We start from the raw sequence: 17,948 nt of genomic DNA on the forward strand, positions 1-17,948 counted from the left end.
CTTTTTGTCATTTTTTCGCACGAATCACTTGCGGGGAAAATTTCAGCCGTTAAAGGGGCGTCTCCCAGCCGGGGAGACGGACTGAAACGCCCTCTCCCAAGCGACGGAACGGACGCATAGCTCAGTTGGTAGAGCAGCTGACTCTTAATCAGCGGGTCCTAGGTTCGAGCCCTAGTGCGTCCACCATCGCTTCTCTCTTTGCCTTCGGGCCAAGGGAATACCATCCGGCTCAGAGGCATACCTTAAGGGTATACCAAAGGTGTGGACGCATAGCTCAGTTGGTAGAGCAGCTGACTCTTAATCAGCGGGTCCTAGGTTCGAGCCCTAGTGCGTCCACCATCCTTTCCATCCTGTGATGAAGGCCTCACCTCAAGAGGCAAGGCGCCGGTTTCGGCATCCCCTGACATCGTTGAAATGCATGGCCTGATCGTGTTTGATCCATGCGCCCCGCGGGCAGCTTTTCTCAATGACGCAAGGGATTTGGGGCTGAGCCGATGCCATGGCATCGCCATGACCGCAGACGTTTTTGGCAAGCCGGCAAACAGCCGCCCGGAGGCCTGTGCGAGAGATAAGATACGCCCTTGACCCCTTGGCCCTCCGAACGCCTCTCCAGCGCCCTGACAGGGCAAATGGTGGCGGTTGCCGCCTCGCTCGCCACAGGCCATCCTGAACACGGCGCTGCAGCGAGCGATGCGGCGGCCCTTTATCAGGCCATCTGGCGGACGTTCCTTGCGGCATCCTCATGGTCGCCGGGCGCCGAGCCCGAGCTGGCGACAACCACGCCGCCCCGGCCCATGCACCGGACCAATGTGCCCCTCTCGTGGAGCGCCTTGGGATTTTCCTTCGTCATGTCATTCTCCAATGGTCCTCCGCCATGAGGGCAGCGCGTGTGATCGCGCCGACCATCGTTCACCGCTTTGACAAGGGCACACCTCATCAACGCCAGAGAACACCCATGGCGGGTTTCGTTCAGATGACTCCCTTGGGGTGGTGATCTCTCTATTCGGCGGGGCACCCTCGCCCCGTCAGCCGATGAGATTGAGACAACTCAAAAAATTGCATCACCTTATAGCAATAACAGATGGCATCATTCCCGGCAGATGCAAATTTATTGCGGTGAACGCCCTCTTAAGCACGTTGACGGGAGCGATTGTTCCACAACGGTTCAGGTAAAATGGCATGCGCAACCAGAGCCGAATGATCCCCCCCAGCACATAACAAAACGGCCTGCGGAGAACGCTCCGCAGGCCGCCTGTATGTTGAGATATCAGACCGTCAGGCTGATTTGCCCGCGAAATAATCCCGGCGAAAATCACTGGCGAAGGCGGCAAAGCGCCCCTCGGCAATGGCGCTGCGCATCCCGGCCATCAGCTGCTGATAGAAGGAGATGTTATGCTCCGTCATCAGCATGGCGCCCAGAATTTCGCCCGACTTCTGCAGGTGATGCAGATAGGCCCGCGAATAGGTGCTGCACACCGGACAGGTGCAGCGGTCGTCCAGCGGCGCCGTATCCTCTGCATGCTTGGCGTTGCGGATGTTGAGCGGGCCGTTCCACGTAAAGGCCTGCCCGTTGCGCCCGCTGCGCGAGGGCAGCACGCAGTCGAACATATCGACCCCGCGCTCCACCGCGCCGACCAGATCGTCGGGCTTGCCCACGCCCATCAGATAGCGCGGCTTGTCGTCAGGCAGCATGCCGGGCGCGAAATCCAGCGTGGCGAACATCGCCTCCTGCCCCTCGCCCACGGCCAGACCGCCGATGGCATAGCCGTCAAAGCCGATATCGCGCAGCGCATCCGCCGAAGCCTGACGCAGATCCTGATGCAAGGCGCCCTGCTGGATGCCGAACAGGGCTGAACGCGCGGCATGCTCCTCACCGCTGTCGAAACCGTTGCGGCTGCGCTTGGCCCAGCGCATCGACATCTCCATCGACTTGGCGATCACATCCTTGCCCTGATCGGCGCGCGGGCATTCGTCAAAACACATCACGATGTCGCTGCCCAGCAGGCGCTGGATTTCCATCGAGCGCTCCGGCGTCAGCATATGGCGCGAACCGTCGATATGGCTGGCGAAGGCCACACCTTCCTCGGTGATCTTGCGCAGTTCGGACAGGCTCATCACCTGATAGCCGCCGCTGTCGGTCAGGATCGGGCGGTTCCAGTTCATGAACTTGTGCAGACCGCCCAGACGCGCCACCCGCTCCGCGCCGGGGCGCAGCATCAGGTGATAGGTGTTGCCAAGGATGATGTCCGCGCCGGTCGAGCGCACCGTCTCCGGCTTCATCGCCTTGACCGTGGCGGCGGTGCCCACGGGCATGAAGGCGGGCGTACGGATCTCGCCGCGCTGCATCTGGATGGTGCCGGTGCGCGCCTTGCCGTCGCGCGCGTGGATGTTGAAAGCAAAACGGGTCATGCCCGCCCGATAGAAGGAAAAGCGGTCCGGGGCAATCTGGTGCCCGCTCCGCCTCAGGCATAGGGCCAATTGTCGCGCTGGCCGTGCCTCGCTATGGCGCCCCCATGAGCATCGACTGGATCTACCCCGCCCTGACCGCCACCAGCGTCTTTGCCGGTTTCGTCGATGCCGTGGCGGGTGGCGGCGGGCTGATCACCGTGCCCGCGCTGATCTATGCGGGGCTGCCTCCAGCCATGGTGCTGGGCACCAACAAGGCGCAATCGGCCTGTGGGACGGCGATGGCGACATGGCGCTATCACCGCGCCGGATTGTTCGAGCTGCGGCCCTCCCTGCCCGGTGCAGCGGCGGTGTTTCTGGGCGCGATGATCGGCACGCTGGTGGTCAGCCACCTGAAAGCCGAGTGGCTGCGGCTGATCGTGCCGGCGCTGCTGATGGCGATCTCGCTCTACACGCTGCTGAGCCCGCGCATGAGCGATGCCGATGCCCATGCGCGCGTCTCGCCCAGGGGTTATCTGCCGGCGGGCACAGCGGTCGGCTTCTACGACGGCTTCTTCGGCCCCGGCGCCGGGCAGTTCTACACAATGAGCCTCGTTACCCTGCGCGGCATGGGCCTGACCCGCGCGACGGCTCTCACCAAGCTCTTCAACATGACCAGCAACATCGCCAGCATCATTGTGTTCGCAGCGGGCGGCAAGATCATGTGGCTGCTGGGCGGCTGCATGGCGGCAGGCGCGATGAGCGGGGCATGGATCGGCAGCCATATGGCGTCTCGCCTGGGGGCGAAGGTGATCCGGCCCTTGCTGGTGGTGGTCAGCCTCTCGATGACGGGCAAGCTGGTCTGGGGCTGGTTTGCAGGCTAGAGTTCGACGCGTGCTTTCAGGGTGACGCGCCCTGAAGCAATTTTCGGCCTGTACCTCGCCGCAACGCCGCATGACACCATCTCATCGTGCGCGCCAGAACGCCCCACAATTACGACCAGCATACTGCAACGCAATGATTTGCCTTTCGCATTTGCACAAGCTCGGGTTATGAATTTAGGCAATTACTCTTAAGACCGGAGTGATCGCCGTGACATTGGATGAAAAGTTACAGATCGCCAAAGGGCGCCCTTCCGGCTTTGACTATATGCGCCTGATCCTTTCGGTGCTGGTCGTGATGTGGCATACGATCGTGACCAGCTATGGTCCCGAGGCGCAATCCTCAGCCTTGAGCCATTGGCGACCGCTGATCGCCGCCCTGCTGCCGATGTTCTTCGCGCTGAGCGGATTTCTGGTGGCCGGATCGCTGGAGCGCTGCCGGTCGCTTGTCAGCTTTCTGGGGCTGCGCTTGATTCGCATCTATCCCGCACTGGCGGTTGAGGTGCTGCTTTCGGCCTTTATTCTCGGCCCGCTGCTGACCACCGTGCCGCTGGACAGCTATTTCACAGATCCCAAGTTCCACCGCTATCTGCTCAACATTTTCGGCGACATTCACTTCCAGCTGCCGGGGCTGTTTCTGGGCAACCCCAATCCCGATCGCGTCAACGGCCAGCTCTGGACCGTGCCGTATGAATTGCTGTGCTACATCACGCTGGCGGCCCTGGCGGCCCTGTCGCTGACGAAGTATCGCACGCTGTTCACCGGCGCCGTGGCGCTGCTGTGGCTAAGCGCCAATGCGGTCTTCATGTACAAGCATGGCCTGAGCACAGCCGAGCCGATGATCGTGCCCGGCTATATTCTGATCTTCACCTTCCTGTGCGGGATCGGCATCTATCTGTGGCGTGACAAGCTGCCCTTCAACCTGCCGCTGGCCGCCGTCTGCGCGGTGGTGAGCGCGGTGTTGATGTTCTTCCCCATTGCGGGCGACGCTCTGGTGCCCCTGCCGCTGAGCTATCTGACCGTCTATCTGGGCATTGCCAATCCCCGGAAATTCGGCTTCCTGCGCGGGGCGGACTATTCCTACGGCATCTTCCTTTATGGCTATGCCATTCAGCAGGCATGGATGAGCCTGTCGCCCGGCCTGCATCACTGGTATCTCAACGCCTTGCTGACCTTGCCTGTGGCCACGGCCTTTGCGGCGGGCTCCTGGCATTTTGTTGAAAAGCCTGCACTGAAGCTGCGCAATCAGGTCTATGCGCTGGAAAACCATTGGGTGCGGCACCGCGAGCGCTTCATCCAACCCCTGCTCAGCCGCCTGCTGCCGCCGACACGGATTTCGGAAAGCGAAACGCTTTAGGAAACAGGCCTGCGTTTTAAACAGGATGCCCTCGCCAACCGGAAAGGCTGGCGAGGGCATTGTTGTTTATGGATAGATGCGGCGCGGGTTGTCATACAATCACAGCCGCATATAGCGCATGTCTGCGACCACGCTGCTGCTCCAAACCGACCAGCAACATAGCCGACATCCTTGCCGCCTTGGGCAAGGTCACGCCAAAGATGGCCAACAAGTCCTTACTGATCTGCCCCGCCCGCAGATCACGGAGAACCTTGTCCGAGGCTCGCCACCGCTGATCAGAAGCCTTTGGTCGCCCGAATAACAGCAGGCTCGCACTGGTTTTATCACCAGAAAATCCACCGCCGTGCAGATAAGATCGCGACCCAAACTCCTCACGAAATTATGTTCAAATAAATTTATAACCAGATTGGAAAATAATAGTAAAAATTGATCGAGAACTTCACAGAACAGGTCAACCAAACTTCAGAATTAAATCGGAAATTTAAGAGAATTTATATGCATTTTATACTTATGCTTAACCATGAAATGCACATATAAATCCATCAGGTGACGCGCAAATATACCCTGATGCAATGAAGGCCTGCCGGTCTGATTGCCGAGGAGTCTGCCACTCACCTTGCACTGATGGGGGCATCTGTGACATTACGCCATAGAAATGACATCGACGGCATGCGCGCAATTGCGGTTGTTCCAATTGTGCTCTTTCATGCCGGTTTGACGCTCTTATCTGGTGGCTTCATTGGCGTTGATGTCTTTTTCGTCATTTCAGGTTTTCTGATCACAAAGATTATTTCCTCAGAAATAGACGAAAACACATTTTCGATTGCAAAATTCTACCACCGCCGCATCGTCAGGATTGTCCCGGCTCTGTTGGTACTATCGCTAGCGGTCATTTTCATCGGCGCCTTCACCTTGCTGCCGGATGAAATGATCAATTTAAGCAGGAGCATAGTCGCCACAGCAGCATTCGCTTCCAATTTATATTTCTGGAAAGAGGCTGACTATTTCGCGCCATCTTCCGAAACGGCCCCGATGCTCCACACCTGGTCGCTTGGCGTTGAAGAGTAATTTTACATATTTTACCCAATCCTATTGATTTTAATACACAAATACTCCCATCAGAGATTGAAGCATTTCCTGATGGGATTGGCATTTTTTTCATTTTTCATAAGTCTGATATTGAATCACGTCTCGGAACAGGCCGGATTTTATCTTATTCCATCTCGGGTCTGGGAACTGGCGATTGGCGGGTTGGCCGCCTCCAATGCATTTCCCGAATTTCAAAGCAAAAAAGTCCTGCAATCACTATCGACCTTCGGCATCAGTCTGATTTTATGTGGCTATCTGATCATAAGATCAAACATGAGCTTCCCCGCACCCTGGGCATTGTTACCTTGCCTCGGAACAGCATTGCTGATCGTTTACTGCGAGCAAAGCTGGGCTGGAAAGTTTCTTTCACTTCCCATTTTACGCTATATTGGGAAAATTTCTTACTCTCTCTATCTTTGGCATTGGCCACTGATAGCATATTATAAAATCTTCACCGGAAACGCCTTGTCGCTTCCAGAAACGGCATCCCTGACTGCCATCTCATTTATATTGGCCATTATATCTTACAATTTCATAGAAAAGCCTGCGATCACGAGATTTCGCACAGTCGATCGCCAAAAAATCTTGCTGTCCGGCACATTCACCTTGGCATCTTTAGCAGCGATTTCCATTTTCTTCTGGGCCAAGCCGGCAATTGTATCGACAGCTCCGGCCGATGTTAAAGCAATTGCTGAATATGAAAATTATCGCGCGACAGCTGAGCAGAAATATCAATTCCGCTCTGGGCCGTGTTTCAGAGGCCAAGCCGAAGCCCATTTACCGATGCGCCCCGACGAATGCATGAAACTTTCCGATAAGAAAATAAACATGCTGATACTCGGCGACAGCCATGCCGCACAATATTGGCGCGCCTTTGCGTTGCGATATGCAAATCGAAATGTCATGCAGGCCAATGCTTCAGGCTGCCGCCCAGTCATTTGTGGTGCGGGGGCGGAACGGTGCCGCGAGATTGTCGACTATGCGCTCGGAAAGTTACTGGACACCGGAAAGGTCAACCTTGTCATATTGGCAGCGCGTTGGCAGGCGGAAGATGCTGCCATGCTGGGCGCGACAATAGCGCGCATCCGCCAGACTCATGCTTCGGTCGTGGTGATCGGGCCAACCATCGAATATGACAGCAGCTTCCCGGGCCTTCTTGCAAGAGCTGTATGGAGCGGAGATTTGGACGCGGTGACCCAACGGCGTATCGACGAGCGCGTCCAGATGAACAATCTTATGGCGAAAGCCGCCTCTGAAAATTCAACACCGTATATCGATGTGCAAGGCATCATTTGCCCGAACGGGAAATGCATCTTGTTTGCAAACCCGCACACTCCGATGCAATTTGACTATGGCCATCTGACCTTTCCCGCCTCCCAACTTGTGGTGGCGAAAATGCCCGAGATGTGAGGCAGCCTGAGCATCGCCATGAAGGACTTGAACAAAGCCGGACCAGCCACAATCAGTCCCTAAAGCCTGGCGCCTTAACCCTCGGGCAATAACAGGCTGGAATCGCCGTAACTGTAGAAGCGATAGCCTTCCTTGATGGCGTGCTGGTACACCGCCTGCATCCGCTCCAGCCCCATCAGCGCCGAGACCAGCATAAACAGTGTCGAGCGCGGCAGATGGAAATTGGTCATCAGCCCATCGATGGCGCGGAAACGATAGCCCGGCGTGATAAAGATCGAGGTATCGCCGCTGAAGGGCTGGATCACACCATCCTCACCCGTCGCGCTTTCCAGCAAACGCAGCGAGGTGGTGCCCACCGCAATCACCCGGCCACCGGCAGCACGCGCCGCATTCAGGCGATCCGCAACATCGGCCGGAATGGTGCCCCATTCAGCATGCATCGCATGGTCGGCGGTGTCGTCCACCTTCACCGGCAGGAAGGTGCCCGCGCCGACATGCAACGTCAGAAAGGCGTGCCCGATCCCCGCTTCATCCAGTGCCGCCATCAACTCCGGGGTAAAGTGCAAAGCCGCCGTCGGCGCCGCCACCGCACCCTCGGCCTGAGCGAACATCGTTTGATAATCGCTGCGGTCGGCTTCATCGGTGCCACGCTTGGCCGCAATATAGGGCGGCAGCGGCATGGTGCCCGCACGCTCCAGCAGCACCTCGACAGGCTCATCGCCGGGGAAGAACAGCGTCCAGCTGCCGTCCTCATGGCGCGACTCGGCCACGGCCTGAACGCCCGCGCCAAAGGCGATCACATCGTCCACCCGCAGCCGCTTGCCGTTTTTCACAAAGGCCTGCCAACGGCGCAGATCGATGCGCTTGTGAAGCGTTGCCCCGATCTTCGCCTCGCCGCGCATACCCTCAAGCTGAGCCGGGATCACGCGCGTGTCGTTGAACACCAGCAGATCGCCCTTGCGCAGCAGCGAAGGCAGATCGCTGACCTTCAGGTCGCCAAAAGGCCCTTCCCGGCCCGGCACATGCAGCAGCTTCGCGCTATCACGCGGGCGGGCGGGGCGCAGGGCAATACGCTCCTGCGGCAGATCGAAATCGAAATCGTCAACGCGCATGGGTTGTCAAAAGGCGCCCACATGGGGCGCCCTCCTCACTTCTTCTTGGCCGGGGCGGGCGCCTTGGCCGGCGCAGCAGGTGCCACCGGAGCCGCAGGCACGATCGGCGGCGGCGGCGGAGCAATCGCCGGACGCGGCTTGTGATCGCTCTCGATCGAGGCCTGCACGATCTTGGTCGGGTTGCTGGGCGGCTCGCCACGCACGATGCGGTCGACGATATCCATGCCCTCGATCACACGACCGAAGTTGGTGTAGCGGCGATCCAGCGAGAAATGCGGATAGAACACGATGAAGAACTGGCTGTTGGCCGAATCCGGATCATCGGTACGCGCCATCGAGACCGTGCCGCGCACGTGAGGCAGCGAGTTGAACTCCGCCTTCAGGTCAGGCAGCTTCGAGCCGCCGCCGCCGGTGCCCGTCGGATCGCCCGTCTGGGCCATGAAGCCGTCGATCACGCGGTGGAAGATGATGTTGTCGTAGAAGCCCTGCCGCGTCAGCAGCTTGATGCGCTCGACATGGTTGGGCGCCCACTTGGGCTCCAGACGGATCAGCACGCGCCCGCCGTTCGACAGGTCCAGCACCAGCACATTGTCCGGATCGACCGCCGGATCGGGATCGACCTTGGAGCTGAGGTTCGTCTTGTTGACGTTCTGCGACATCGCCTTGCTCAGCGCGTCCTGCTTGCGAGCGCAGGCGCTGGTTCCCAGCACGGCGACGCCCAGCACGAGCGACATGGCAATCTTGGTAAAGGAATGACGGTTCATGCAGCTCTCTTGGGCGTTACGTCGCGAATGCGCATCAGGGCGATAGCCGCGCCTGTCTGTCGTGTCCATGAACGTTATACAACGAGGGAGTCATCAGGGGGACAAAAAGGCAAGAAAGAAGGAAATACGAGGGTGTTACACCCTCGTGCTCCCATTTTGTCTCCCGACGCGGGGGTTGGGCATGATCCAGGATCGGTGCCAACATCCCGAACGCCGGAGGTCAGTCGCCCATGCGGCCGATCTGTTCGACACGTTCCACCACATCGGCGCGAACCGCGGGGCTGACGAAGCGGGTGATATCGCCGCCAAACAGCGCGATTTCCTTCACCAGCTTCGAGGCGATGGGCTGCAGGCCCACATCCGCCATCAGGAACACCGTCTCGATGCGCGGGTTGAGCTGCTGGTTCATGCCCGCCATCTGATATTCATACTCGAAATCAGCGACAGCGCGCAGCCCGCGCAGGATCACGCTGGCCCCCTGCCTTTCGGCGAAGGTCATCAGCAGCGCGTTGAACCCCACCACCTCGACATTGTCGAGCGCCAGATTGGCCACCTCCCGGTTCACCATATCCATGCGCTCATCGGGCGTGAACATGGGGTTCTTGGAAGGGTTGGTCGTCACGCCGATAATCAGCCGGTCGACCAGCTTGGCGCCGCGACGGATGATATCGGCATGACCCAGCGTGACGGGGTCGAACGTGCCCGGATAGACCCCGATGCGCATCAGTGCGAGCGCTCCACGATAAAGCGGGCCAGTTCGCGCAGCAGATCGGCTTCCTTGCCGTGCTGGGCCAGATGGCCGATGGCCTGATCCACCAACATCCGCGCCTGCTCACGCGCGCGATCAGCGCCCAGCAGAGAAACGAAGGTTTCCTTGCCCTTGTCGGCATCCTTGCGCAGCGCCTTGCCCGCAGCGGCTTCATCGCCCTCGTGATCCAGAAGATCATCGGCGATCTGGAAGGCCAGACCAATGTCACGGGCATAGGCGCGCAGATGCTTGCGGCCCTCATGGGGCACCTTGCCCAACACCGCGCCCATCTCGACCGAAGCGGCAAGCAACGCGCCGGTCTTGAGCTGCTGCAAACGCGTCACGGTCTGCAGATCGAAGCTGGAGGTCTCGGCCACGATGTCCATCATCTGCCCGCCCGCCATGCCGTGTGAACCAGCGGCAGCAGCCAGAACCTGGATCAACTCGGCGCGCACGAAGGGATCGCCGCTGGTCACAGGGTCAGACAGCACCTCGAAAGCGAAGCAATGCAGCGAATCGCCGGCCAGAACGGCGGTCGCCTCATCCCACTGCTTGTGGACGGTGGGCTTGCCGTGGCGCATGTCATCATTGTCCATGCAGGGCAGATCGTCGTGGATCAGTGAATAGACATGCACCGATTCGATGGCCACGCCAGCGCGCACTGCGGCATCGCGGTCCACACCATACATTTCGGCGACAGCGGCCAGCAGCAGCGGGCGCACGCGCTTGCCGCCGCCCATCGCCGCATAGCGCATCGCCTCGAACAGCTGTGCACGCGGATCGGCCGGGATCGGCAGCAATTCGTCGAATGCCGCCAGAATATCGGCCTGAATGCGCTTGAGGCCATCGGCCAGCACGGTTTCGGTTACCTCAGCCACTGGGCTCCCCTTAGGAATATCGTCAATCTATCCCGCGCAGAGTGCAGCCCCGCGCGGGCGTCATAAAATCAGGCTTCGTCCAGAGGACGGGTGGCGACAGAACCATCGTCCTTGGCCACGATTCGCTCGATCCGCGCGGTGGCGGCATCCAGTCGGGCCTGACAGGCGCCGCGCAGCTTCTCACCCTTTTCATAGAGCGAAATGGACTCGTCGAGCGGCACTTCTCCGCTTTCCAGCTGGCGCACCACGCCTTCCAGAGCGCGCAGCGCCTCCTCGAAGCTGAGCTGCGCGATGTCCGCGATGTCTGCTTTGTTGTCACTCATGCCTTTGCAATGGCCGTGTGCCTGCGCGCGGTCAAGAGGTACAGGAGGGGCGCTCCCCCACTTATGGGCCCGCTTTACAATCACCCATCTTTGGCAATCCGGTCTGGCCTTCGCACGCGCATGGCGCTAGAGGGCGCGGCATGACCCAGACAGCCTCCACCATCACCCCAGATGTCGTCGCCGCCCACGGGCTTTCCCCTGAGGAATACGACAAGGTTCTCCACGCGCTGGGCCGCGAGCCCAACCTTGTCGAACTCGGCATCTTTTCGGTGATGTGGTCAGAGCATTGCAGCTACAAGTCGAGCCGCCTGCATCTGAAAAAGCTGCCCACCGAAGCCCCCTGGGTGATCTGCGGCCCCGGCGAAAACGCCGGCGTGATCGACATCGGTGACGGCCAGGCCGCCATCTTCAAGATGGAGTCGCACAACCACCCCTCCTACATCGAGCCCTATCAGGGCGCGGCGACGGGCGTTGGCGGCATTCTGCGCGATGTGTTCACCATGGGCGCGCGCCCGGTGGCCAACATGAACGCCCTGCGCTTCGGTCGCCCCGATCACCCCAAGATGAAGCATCTGGTGCAGGGCGTGGTCGCGGGCATCGGCGGCTATGGCAATTGCGTGGGCGTGCCCACCGTTGGCGGCGAGACCAACTTCCACAAGGCCTATGACGGCAACATTCTGGTCAACGCCATGACCGTGGGGGTGGCCGACACCGACAAGATCTTCTATTCCGCCGCCACCGGCCTTGGTAACCCCATCGTTTATGTAGGTTCGAAGACCGGTCGCGACGGCATCCACGGCGCCACCATGGCCTCGGCCGATTTCGACGAGAAGTCGGAGGAAAAGCGCCCCACCGTGCAGGTCGGCGACCCCTTCACCGAAAAGCTGCTGATCGAGGCCTGCCTCGAACTGATGGCCACCGACGCCATCGTCGCCATTCAGGACATGGGCGCCGCCGGTCTGACCTCCTCCTCGGTCGAAATGGCCAGCAAGGGCGGCGCGGGCATTCGCCTGAACATGAACAACGTGCCCTGCCGCGAAACCGGCATGACGCCCTATGAGATGATGCTCTCGGAAAGCCAGGAGCGCATGCTCATGGTCCTCCAGCCCGGCAAGGAGCCGATGGCCGAGGCGATCTTCAAGAAATGGGAACTGGACTTTGCCGTGATCGGCGAAGTGACCGACACCGGCCATATGGTGCTGGAATTCGACGGCGAGGTGGTCTGCGACATTCCGCTCGCCCCGCTGGCCGATGAAGCGCCGCTCTATGACCGCCCCCATGTCCCCACCCCCAAGCCCGCCCCGCTGGGCGCCATTGAGGAAAGCAAGGACATCGCGGCAGACCTGCTGACGCTGATCGGCGGCGCGGATCTCGCCTCGCGCAAGTGGATCTTCGAGCAATACGACTCGCAGGTCGGCGGCGACACGCTTCAGAAGTCGGGCGGCGACGCTGCCGTGGTCCGCATCCACGGCACCGAAAAGGCGCTGGCCATCAGCACCGACTGCACCCCGCGCTATGTCTTTGCCGATCCCTATGAGGGCGGCAAGCAGGCCGTGGCCGAAACCTGGCGCAACATCTGCGCTGTGGGCGGCACGCCGCTGGCCATCACCAACTGCCTCAACTTCGCCAACCCGCAGCGCCCCGAGATCATGGGCCAGATCGTGGGCGCGCTGGAAGGCATGGGCGATGCCTGCCGCGCGCTGGATTATCCCATCGTGTCGGGCAACGTCTCGCTCTACAACGAATCGAAGGCCACCGGCGGCGGCAGCGCCATTCTGCCCACCCCCGCCATCGGCGGCGTGGGCCTGATGCTGGACCACACCAAGATGGCCACCATCAAGTTCAAGGCCCCCGGCGACGTGGTGTGGCTGATCGGCGGCGAAGGTACGCACCTCGGCCAGTCGCTCTGGCTGCGCGAGATCGCGGGCCGCGAGGAAGGCCCCGCCCCCGCCGTGGATCTGGCTGTCGAGCTGCGCAACGGCGAAACCGTGCGCCAGCTGATCGGCGACGGTCAGGCCACCGCCGTGCATGACGTGTCGGACGGCGGCCTGCTGGTTGCTCTGGCCGAGATGGCGATGGCCTCGGGCCTCGGCGTGAAGCTGGATGTGACGTTCAACACCGCTCAGGCCTTCGGTGAGGACCAGAGCCGTTACGTCGTGACCACCAAGCCCGACATTGCGCTTGAGGGCGCGGTGAAGCTGGGTGTTGTCGGCGGGTTCGACGTGGCCGGTGTCGCCGTCTCCAAGCTGAAGGCCGCCAATGAGGCGTTCTTCAAGGATTGGATGGAAGCTTAAGAGGTAAAGGGAAGATGCGAGGGGGTTACCCCCTCGCGCTCCCAGAACGTCTTCCGACATGAAGGTTGGTGGCATCCTGATCGGTGCGCAAACTTTCCACGGGCACGAAAAAGGCGCCGCAGGCAAGAATGCCTCGGCGCCTTTTCTCGTTTATAGAGCCTGCGGCGCAGCGACGTTAGCTCTATGGCCGAACCCGATGCGCACCGTAGACATTATCGGGAGCGCGAGGGTGTAACACCCTCGCACTTTCCCCTTTCCGTTCTTAATCGAGAACCCAATCCTTCTCCGGCACGCCCAAAAGGCGCAGCACAGCGGTCAGATCCCCACGATCCACCCAGCCATTGGCAGCTGCACGCGCCTTGGGCTTGGCTTCGAAGGCGATGCCATAGCTGGCTTCCTCGATCATCGGGATATCGTTGGCGCCGTCTCCGGTGGCCAGCGTGGGCACCTTGCCGCCCAGCTTTTCCTGCTCTTCCAGCAGCGTGGCGCGCTTGGTGGCGCTGTCGCTGATCGGGCCGTCAAGGCCGCCCGTCAGCTTGCCACCCGCCACGGCGAGGCGGTTACCGACAACGCGCTCGAAACCAAGCTGCTCGGCCACGGGATCGGCGAACTGATGGAAGCCGCCGGTCACCAACACGGTGCGGCAGCCCTTGGCCTTCAGGGTCTGGACCAGCACGCGGGCGCCCTTCATCGGCTTGATGCGCTCGGCGAGACACTGGGCGATGGCGTCTTCCGACAGGTCCTTCAGCAGCGCGACGCGCTCGGTCAGGGCCTCGCGGAAGTCGAGTTCGCCCTGCATGGCGCGCTCGGTGATGGCAGCGATCTGGGGCTTCAGCCCTGCGAAATCGGCCAGCTCGTCGATGCATTCCGCCGAGATCATCGTCGAATCCATGTCCGAGATGAAGAGACGCGGCAAAACCGGGCGCTGATCGGTGATCAGGGCATCACTGGTGCCGAGGTGCTTGTCGATAGCGGCCCGCAGCACGTCCACGCTCGCGCCTTCGGCAGCGATTTCCACCACGCCGCCGGGGATTTCGCGGGCGTCGGCGGAGAAGCCGTCATCGCCCAGCGCCTCCAGCAGGTCATCGACTTGGGGCGACAGCCCGGCGGGTTCTGCTATGACGCGCGCGATGAGCACCGTTGATCCTTTCGAAATCGTCCCGGGCGAAGAAGCCCGCCCGCCGCTGGCGCTCATTGCAGGGCCGACCGCCAGCGGCAAGAGCGATTATGCCATAAAGCTGGCTGAGGCTCTGGCCGCGCAGGGCCGGAGCGCGGTGATCGTCAATGCTGACAGTGCACAGCTTTATGCCGATCTGCCGATTCTGTCCGCCGCGCCCTCGCCTGAGGATACGGCGCGTGTGCGGCATCGGCTCTATGGGGCGTGGGACGGGGCGCAGGGCTGCTCCGCCGCCGATTGGGCCGAACGGGCGCGGGAAGAGATCGCCAAAGCCCATCAGGCGGGGCACGTGCCCATTCTGGTGGGCGGCACGGGGCTCTATATGCGCACGCTGCTGGATGGCATTGCCCCTGTGCCCGCCATCGATCCGGCCATACGCGAGGCCGTGCGCGCTCTACCCGTAGCCGAAGCCCATGTGGCCCTGTCGGCCGAAGACCCCGAACGCGCCGCCCTGCTCAACCCTGCCGACACCACGCGCGTCGCCCGCGCGCTGGAGGTGGTGCGCTCCACCGGCCATTCGCTGACCTATTGGCAGGCCCATAAGGAGGGCGGGATAGGGCATGCGGTCACGCTCCATCCGATGATCCTGCTGCCTGATCGCGACTGGCTTTATGAACGTTGCGACCGCCGCTTCTCCCTGATGATCGAGGGCGGCGCGGTTGCCGAAGTGGAAGCCCTGCTGGCCCGCCGCCTGCCCCCGGACCTACCCGTGATGCGCGCCATCGGAGTCGCGGAGATCGCTGACTATCTTTCAGGCGACCTTGGCCTTGACGAAGCAATCATGCGCGGCGCGCAAGCCACGCGCAATTATGCCAAGCGGCAATACACCTGGTTCCGCCATCAGCCGCCCGGCGATTGGCCCCGCCATGCGCCCGAAAGCCATGAAAATTCCGACATCGCCAGACATTTTGATCGATTATTACAACAATAGCTGTTGACATGACATTTTTTGTCGCCTACCTGCCCTCCAGCATGTTGAAAGACATGCTTAGGGTGCTTGCGCGCCCCTTGCTTCAAGAGCCCCACCCCCCGGGAAAATCGCGACTATCGGCGCTTTGGGGGGTTGCATCTTGTGCAGCACGGGCCCAACGCAAGCGCCTTTGCGTGAACCGCGCCCTCGTGGCGCAAGATGATTGCTACAGAAGGAAGTCACCGTGACCGAAGAGCGCAGCGGCGCCCAGATCCTCGTTGAAAGCCTGGTTCGTCAGGACGTGGAATTTGTATTCGGCTATCCGGGCGGTGCGGTCCTTCCCATCTATGACGCGCTATTCGGCGAAGAGCGCCTACGCCACATCCTCGTCCGCCACGAAGCGGGCGCGGCGCATGCCGCCGAAGGCTACGCGCGCTCCACCGGCAAGCCGGGCGTGGTGCTGGTCACCAGCGGCCCGGGCGCGACCAATGCCGTCACCGGCATTGCCGACGCTTTCCTCGATTCGATTCCGCTGGTGGTGATCACCGGTCAGGTCGGCACGCCGCTGATCGGCTCGGACGCGTTTCAGGAAGCCGATACCGTCGGCATCACGCGCCACTGCTGCAAGCACAATTATCTGGTGAAGGACCCGGCGAATCTCGCCGCCGTCATCGATGAGGCTTTCCAGATCGCCACCACCGGCCGCCCCGGCCCGGTGGTGATCGACATCCCCAAGGATGTGCAGATCGCCACCGCCGCCTTCCCCGAAGGCCCGGTGCAGCGCCGCAACCGCTATTCGCCCCAGCTGGCGGGTGGCGAGGCCGAGATCGCTCAGGCCATCGATCTGATCGCCAGGGCCAAGGCCCCGGTGTTCTACACCGGCGGCGGCGTGATCAACTCCGGCCCGCGCGCCAGCGAATTGCTGCGCGAGCTTCAGGCGATCACCAAGGCGCCGGTCACCTCCACGCTGATGGGTCTGGGCGCTTTCCCGGCGGATCATGAGGACTGGCTGGGCATGCTGGGCATGCATGGCACTTATGAAGCCAATTGGGCGATGAATCAGGCCGACCTGATCATCTGCGTCGGCGCACGATTCGATGACCGCGTGACGGGCCGTCTGGATGCTTTCGCGCCCAATTCGACCAAGATCCACATCGACATCGACCGCGCCAGCATCAACAAGACCGTCCGCGTCGATCTGCCGATCATCGGCGATTGCGCCACGGTGCTTCAGCAGCTTCTCGACGGGTGGCAGGGCCGTAAGGCTCAGGACCTGACGGCATGGAAGGCGCGCGTGACAGAATGGCGCGCGAAGAAGTCGCTCTCCTATGCCGAGAACCCCGCCGCCATCCCGCCGCAGCGCGCCATTGAACGTCTGTTCGAGCTGACCAAGGCGCATGATCCGATCATCAGCACCGAGGTTGGCCAGCACCAGATGTGGGCGGCCCAGCATTTCCACTTCTTCGGCCCCAACAAGTGGCTGACGAGCGGCGGTCTGGGCACGATGGGTTACGGCCTGCCCGCCATTATCGGCGCGCAGCTCGGCAACCCCGGCAAGCTGTGCATCGACATTGCCGGCGAGGCCAGCATCCAGATGAACATTCAGGAGCTGGGCACCGCCACTCAGTATCGCCTGCCGGTCAAGATCTTCATCCTGAACAATGAATGGATGGGCATGGTCCGCCAGTGGCAGGAGCTGACCTATGAGAGCCGCTATTCGAACTCCTATTCGGACAGCCTGCCCGATTTCGTGAAGCTGGCTCAAGCCTATGGCTGGAAGGGCATCTCGATCGAGAACGAAGGCCAGCTGGATGCAGGCATTCAGGAAATGATCGCCTATGACGGCCCGGTGATCGTCGATTGCCGCGTCGCCAAGGATGCCAATTGCTTCCCGATGATCCCGAGCGGCGCGGCCCATACCGACATGCTGCTGCCCGGCGATGTGGTCACCGGCACCATGGACGACAGCGCCAAGGCGCTGGTTTGATCCGGGACGGGTAAGAGAGATGAACCAGATGACGAAAATCGAGCAGGAAGCCACCGAGCGCCACGTCCTGATGCTGACGGTGGACAATGAGGCGGGCATTCTGGCCAAGATCGCCGGCCTCTTCACCGCGCGCGGCTACAACATCGACAGCCTGACGGTGTCGGAAATCACCGGCGACCATCAGATCAGCCGCATTACCATCGTGACGCATGGCCCGCCCGCCGTGATCGACCAGATCCGCGCCCAGCTTGAGCGCCTGATCCCGGTCCACAAGGTGGTCGACCTCACCGAGCAGGGCCCTTACGTCGAGCGCGAACTGGCCCTCATCAAGGTGGTCGGCAAGGGTGAGGCGCGCGTGGAAGCGCTGCGTCTGGCCGAGGTGTTCCGCGCCCGTCCGGTGGACACCACCACAGAAAGCTTCGTGTTCGAACTGACCGGCACGCCGGAAAAGATCGACAGCTTTGTGGCCCTGATGGGCGACCTTGGCCTTGTCGAAACCGCGCGCACCGGCGTGGTTGGCATGATCCGGGGCAAGTCCAGCACTTAACAGTTGATCGCCGCTCCGGCCTTGGCCGGGGCAGCGCCAAACGTGCCGGGCGAAAGCTCAGGCACATTCAATCCTGGCCCGCGCGT

15 protein-coding genes, 2 tRNA genes and 1 pseudogene are annotated in these 17,948 nt (G+C 61.3%); 10 read left to right on the forward strand and 8 right to left on the reverse strand.

The genetic code is table 11. The annotated features are described in order from the left end of the window. Positions 1-110 precede the first annotated feature (110 nt). Together HGK27_RS09705 and HGK27_RS09710 are read left to right on the forward strand one after the other, a co-directional pair. Positions 111-186: transfer RNA gene (locus HGK27_RS09705), tRNA-Lys, on the forward strand. A 77-nt stretch (positions 187-263) separates the two neighbouring features. Then, positions 264-339, forward strand: a tRNA-Lys gene (locus tag HGK27_RS09710). Between the two features lie 367 nt (positions 340-706). Here the strand turns inward: HGK27_RS09710 and HGK27_RS09715 are convergent. Both HGK27_RS09715 and tgt read right to left on the reverse strand, forming a co-directional pair. Next, entirely contained in the window at positions 707-850 is a 144-nt protein-coding gene (locus HGK27_RS09715; protein ID WP_206240342.1) for a hypothetical protein, read from the reverse strand. A 425-nt stretch (positions 851-1,275) separates the two neighbouring features. Further along, positions 1,276-2,409, reverse strand: coding sequence for a tRNA guanosine(34) transglycosylase Tgt (gene tgt / locus HGK27_RS09720; protein ID WP_206240343.1), 1,134 nt, complete (start codon positions 2,407-2,409; stop codon positions 1,276-1,278). Between the two features lie 104 nt (positions 2,410-2,513). Between tgt and HGK27_RS09725 the strand changes: the two genes are divergently transcribed. The 4 genes and pseudogenes from HGK27_RS09725 to HGK27_RS31030 all read left to right on the forward strand — a co-directional run bounded on the left by HGK27_RS09725 (position 2,514) and on the right by HGK27_RS31030 (position 7,122). Further along, on the forward strand, positions 2,514-3,269 hold the full coding sequence (locus HGK27_RS09725; RefSeq protein WP_206240344.1) for a TSUP family transporter: 756 nt from the start codon (positions 2,514-2,516) through the stop codon (positions 3,267-3,269). Positions 3,270-3,477: 208 nt separating this feature from the next. Next, positions 3,478-4,623 carry an acyltransferase family protein gene (locus HGK27_RS09730; RefSeq protein WP_206240345.1) on the forward strand — a complete coding sequence of 382 codons (1,146 nt, stop codon included), beginning with the start codon at positions 3,478-3,480 and terminating at the stop codon, positions 4,621-4,623. A gap of 636 nt (positions 4,624-5,259) precedes the next feature. Beyond that, positions 5,260-6,225 (forward strand): annotated as a pseudogene (locus tag HGK27_RS31025) (acyltransferase family protein); the annotation flags it as partial. 288 nt (positions 6,226-6,513) lie between these two features. Next, positions 6,514-7,122: an SGNH hydrolase domain-containing protein gene (locus HGK27_RS31030; RefSeq protein ID WP_274617178.1), complete on the forward strand. Its 609-nt coding sequence runs from the start codon at positions 6,514-6,516 to the stop codon at positions 7,120-7,122. A 74-nt stretch (positions 7,123-7,196) separates the two neighbouring features. Here the strand turns inward: HGK27_RS31030 and queA are convergent, their stop codons facing one another. The 5 genes from queA to HGK27_RS09765 form a co-directional block, all read right to left on the reverse strand. Then, on the reverse strand, positions 7,197-8,234 hold the full coding sequence (gene queA, locus HGK27_RS09745; RefSeq protein ID WP_206240348.1) for a tRNA preQ1(34) S-adenosylmethionine ribosyltransferase-isomerase QueA: 1,038 nt from the start codon (positions 8,232-8,234) through the stop codon (positions 7,197-7,199). Between the two features lie 35 nt (positions 8,235-8,269). After that, positions 8,270-8,998, reverse strand: a complete 729-nt coding sequence (locus HGK27_RS09750; RefSeq protein ID WP_274617164.1) for a peptidylprolyl isomerase — start codon at positions 8,996-8,998, stop codon at positions 8,270-8,272. Positions 8,999-9,218: 220 nt separating this feature from the next. Next, the gene (gene coaD / locus HGK27_RS09755; protein ID WP_206240349.1) at positions 9,219-9,722 is read right to left on the reverse strand and encodes a pantetheine-phosphate adenylyltransferase; all 504 of its coding nucleotides are present in this window, start codon (positions 9,720-9,722) and stop codon (positions 9,219-9,221) included. Continuing rightward, positions 9,722-10,624, reverse strand: a complete 903-nt coding sequence (locus HGK27_RS09760) for a polyprenyl synthetase family protein (RefSeq protein WP_206240350.1) — start codon at positions 10,622-10,624, stop codon at positions 9,722-9,724. The genes coaD and HGK27_RS09760 overlap by 1 nt, the downstream gene beginning before the upstream one ends. A gap of 68 nt (positions 10,625-10,692) precedes the next feature. Beyond that, positions 10,693-10,947 (reverse strand): exodeoxyribonuclease VII small subunit, encoded by a 255-nt coding sequence (locus tag HGK27_RS09765; RefSeq protein WP_206240351.1) that lies wholly within the window; start codon positions 10,945-10,947, stop codon positions 10,693-10,695. Positions 10,948-11,087: 140 nt separating this feature from the next. On the opposite strand from HGK27_RS09765, the gene purL reads away from it, so the two are divergent. After that, on the forward strand, positions 11,088-13,241 hold the full coding sequence (gene purL, locus HGK27_RS09770) for a phosphoribosylformylglycinamidine synthase subunit PurL (RefSeq protein ID WP_206240352.1): 2,154 nt from the start codon (positions 11,088-11,090) through the stop codon (positions 13,239-13,241). A 262-nt stretch (positions 13,242-13,503) separates the two neighbouring features. Here purL and serB read toward each other — a convergent pair whose 3' ends face one another. Further along, complete coding sequence (gene serB, locus HGK27_RS09775) at positions 13,504-14,379, reverse strand: phosphoserine phosphatase SerB (protein ID WP_241127006.1); 876 nt, start codon at positions 14,377-14,379, stop codon at positions 13,504-13,506. On the opposite strand from serB, the gene miaA reads away from it, so the two are divergent. The 3 genes from miaA (at position 14,372) to ilvN (ending at position 17,862) form a co-directional block, all read left to right on the forward strand. Then, on the forward strand, positions 14,372-15,349 hold the full coding sequence (miaA, locus tag HGK27_RS09780; RefSeq protein WP_241127007.1) for a tRNA (adenosine(37)-N6)-dimethylallyltransferase MiaA: 978 nt from the start codon (positions 14,372-14,374) through the stop codon (positions 15,347-15,349). The two genes, serB and miaA, sit on opposite strands and share 8 nt — an antisense overlap. A gap of 223 nt (positions 15,350-15,572) precedes the next feature. Continuing rightward, entirely contained in the window at positions 15,573-17,315 is a 1,743-nt protein-coding gene (gene ilvB / locus HGK27_RS09785) for a biosynthetic-type acetolactate synthase large subunit (protein ID WP_206240355.1), read from the forward strand. A 28-nt stretch (positions 17,316-17,343) separates the two neighbouring features. After that, complete coding sequence (ilvN, locus tag HGK27_RS09790; protein ID WP_206240356.1) at positions 17,344-17,862, forward strand: acetolactate synthase small subunit; 519 nt, start codon at positions 17,344-17,346, stop codon at positions 17,860-17,862. Positions 17,863-17,948 lie beyond the last annotated feature (86 nt).

The sequence above is a fragment of the Novosphingobium terrae genome (genome assembly GCF_017163935.1).
GTDB classification, from domain to species: Bacteria; Pseudomonadota; Alphaproteobacteria; order Sphingomonadales; family Sphingomonadaceae; genus Novosphingobium; species Novosphingobium terrae.

Coding starts and splice junctions, on each gene's coding strand:
- HGK27_RS09715 (WP_206240342.1), bottom strand. CDS start 850: ATGACGAAGGAAAATCCCAAGGCGCTCCACGAGAGGGGCACATTGGTC.
- tgt (WP_206240343.1), bottom strand. CDS start 2,409: ATGACCCGTTTTGCTTTCAACATCCACGCGCGCGACGGCAAGGCGCGC.
- HGK27_RS09725 (WP_206240344.1), top strand. CDS start 2,514: ATGAGCATCGACTGGATCTACCCCGCCCTGACCGCCACCAGCGTCTTT.
- HGK27_RS31030 (WP_274617178.1), top strand. CDS start 6,514: ATGAAACTTTCCGATAAGAAAATAAACATGCTGATACTCGGCGACAGC.
- queA (WP_206240348.1), bottom strand. CDS start 8,234: ATGCGCGTTGACGATTTCGATTTCGATCTGCCGCAGGAGCGTATTGCC.
- HGK27_RS09750 (WP_274617164.1), bottom strand. CDS start 8,998: ATGAACCGTCATTCCTTTACCAAGATTGCCATGTCGCTCGTGCTGGGC.
- coaD (WP_206240349.1), bottom strand. CDS start 9,722: ATGCGCATCGGGGTCTATCCGGGCACGTTCGACCCCGTCACGCTGGGT.
- HGK27_RS09765 (WP_206240351.1), bottom strand. CDS start 10,947: ATGAGTGACAACAAAGCAGACATCGCGGACATCGCGCAGCTCAGCTTC.
- purL (WP_206240352.1), top strand. CDS start 11,088: ATGACCCAGACAGCCTCCACCATCACCCCAGATGTCGTCGCCGCCCAC.
- miaA (WP_241127007.1), top strand. CDS start 14,372: ATGAGCACCGTTGATCCTTTCGAAATCGTCCCGGGCGAAGAAGCCCGC.
- ilvN (WP_206240356.1), top strand. CDS start 17,344: ATGACGAAAATCGAGCAGGAAGCCACCGAGCGCCACGTCCTGATGCTG.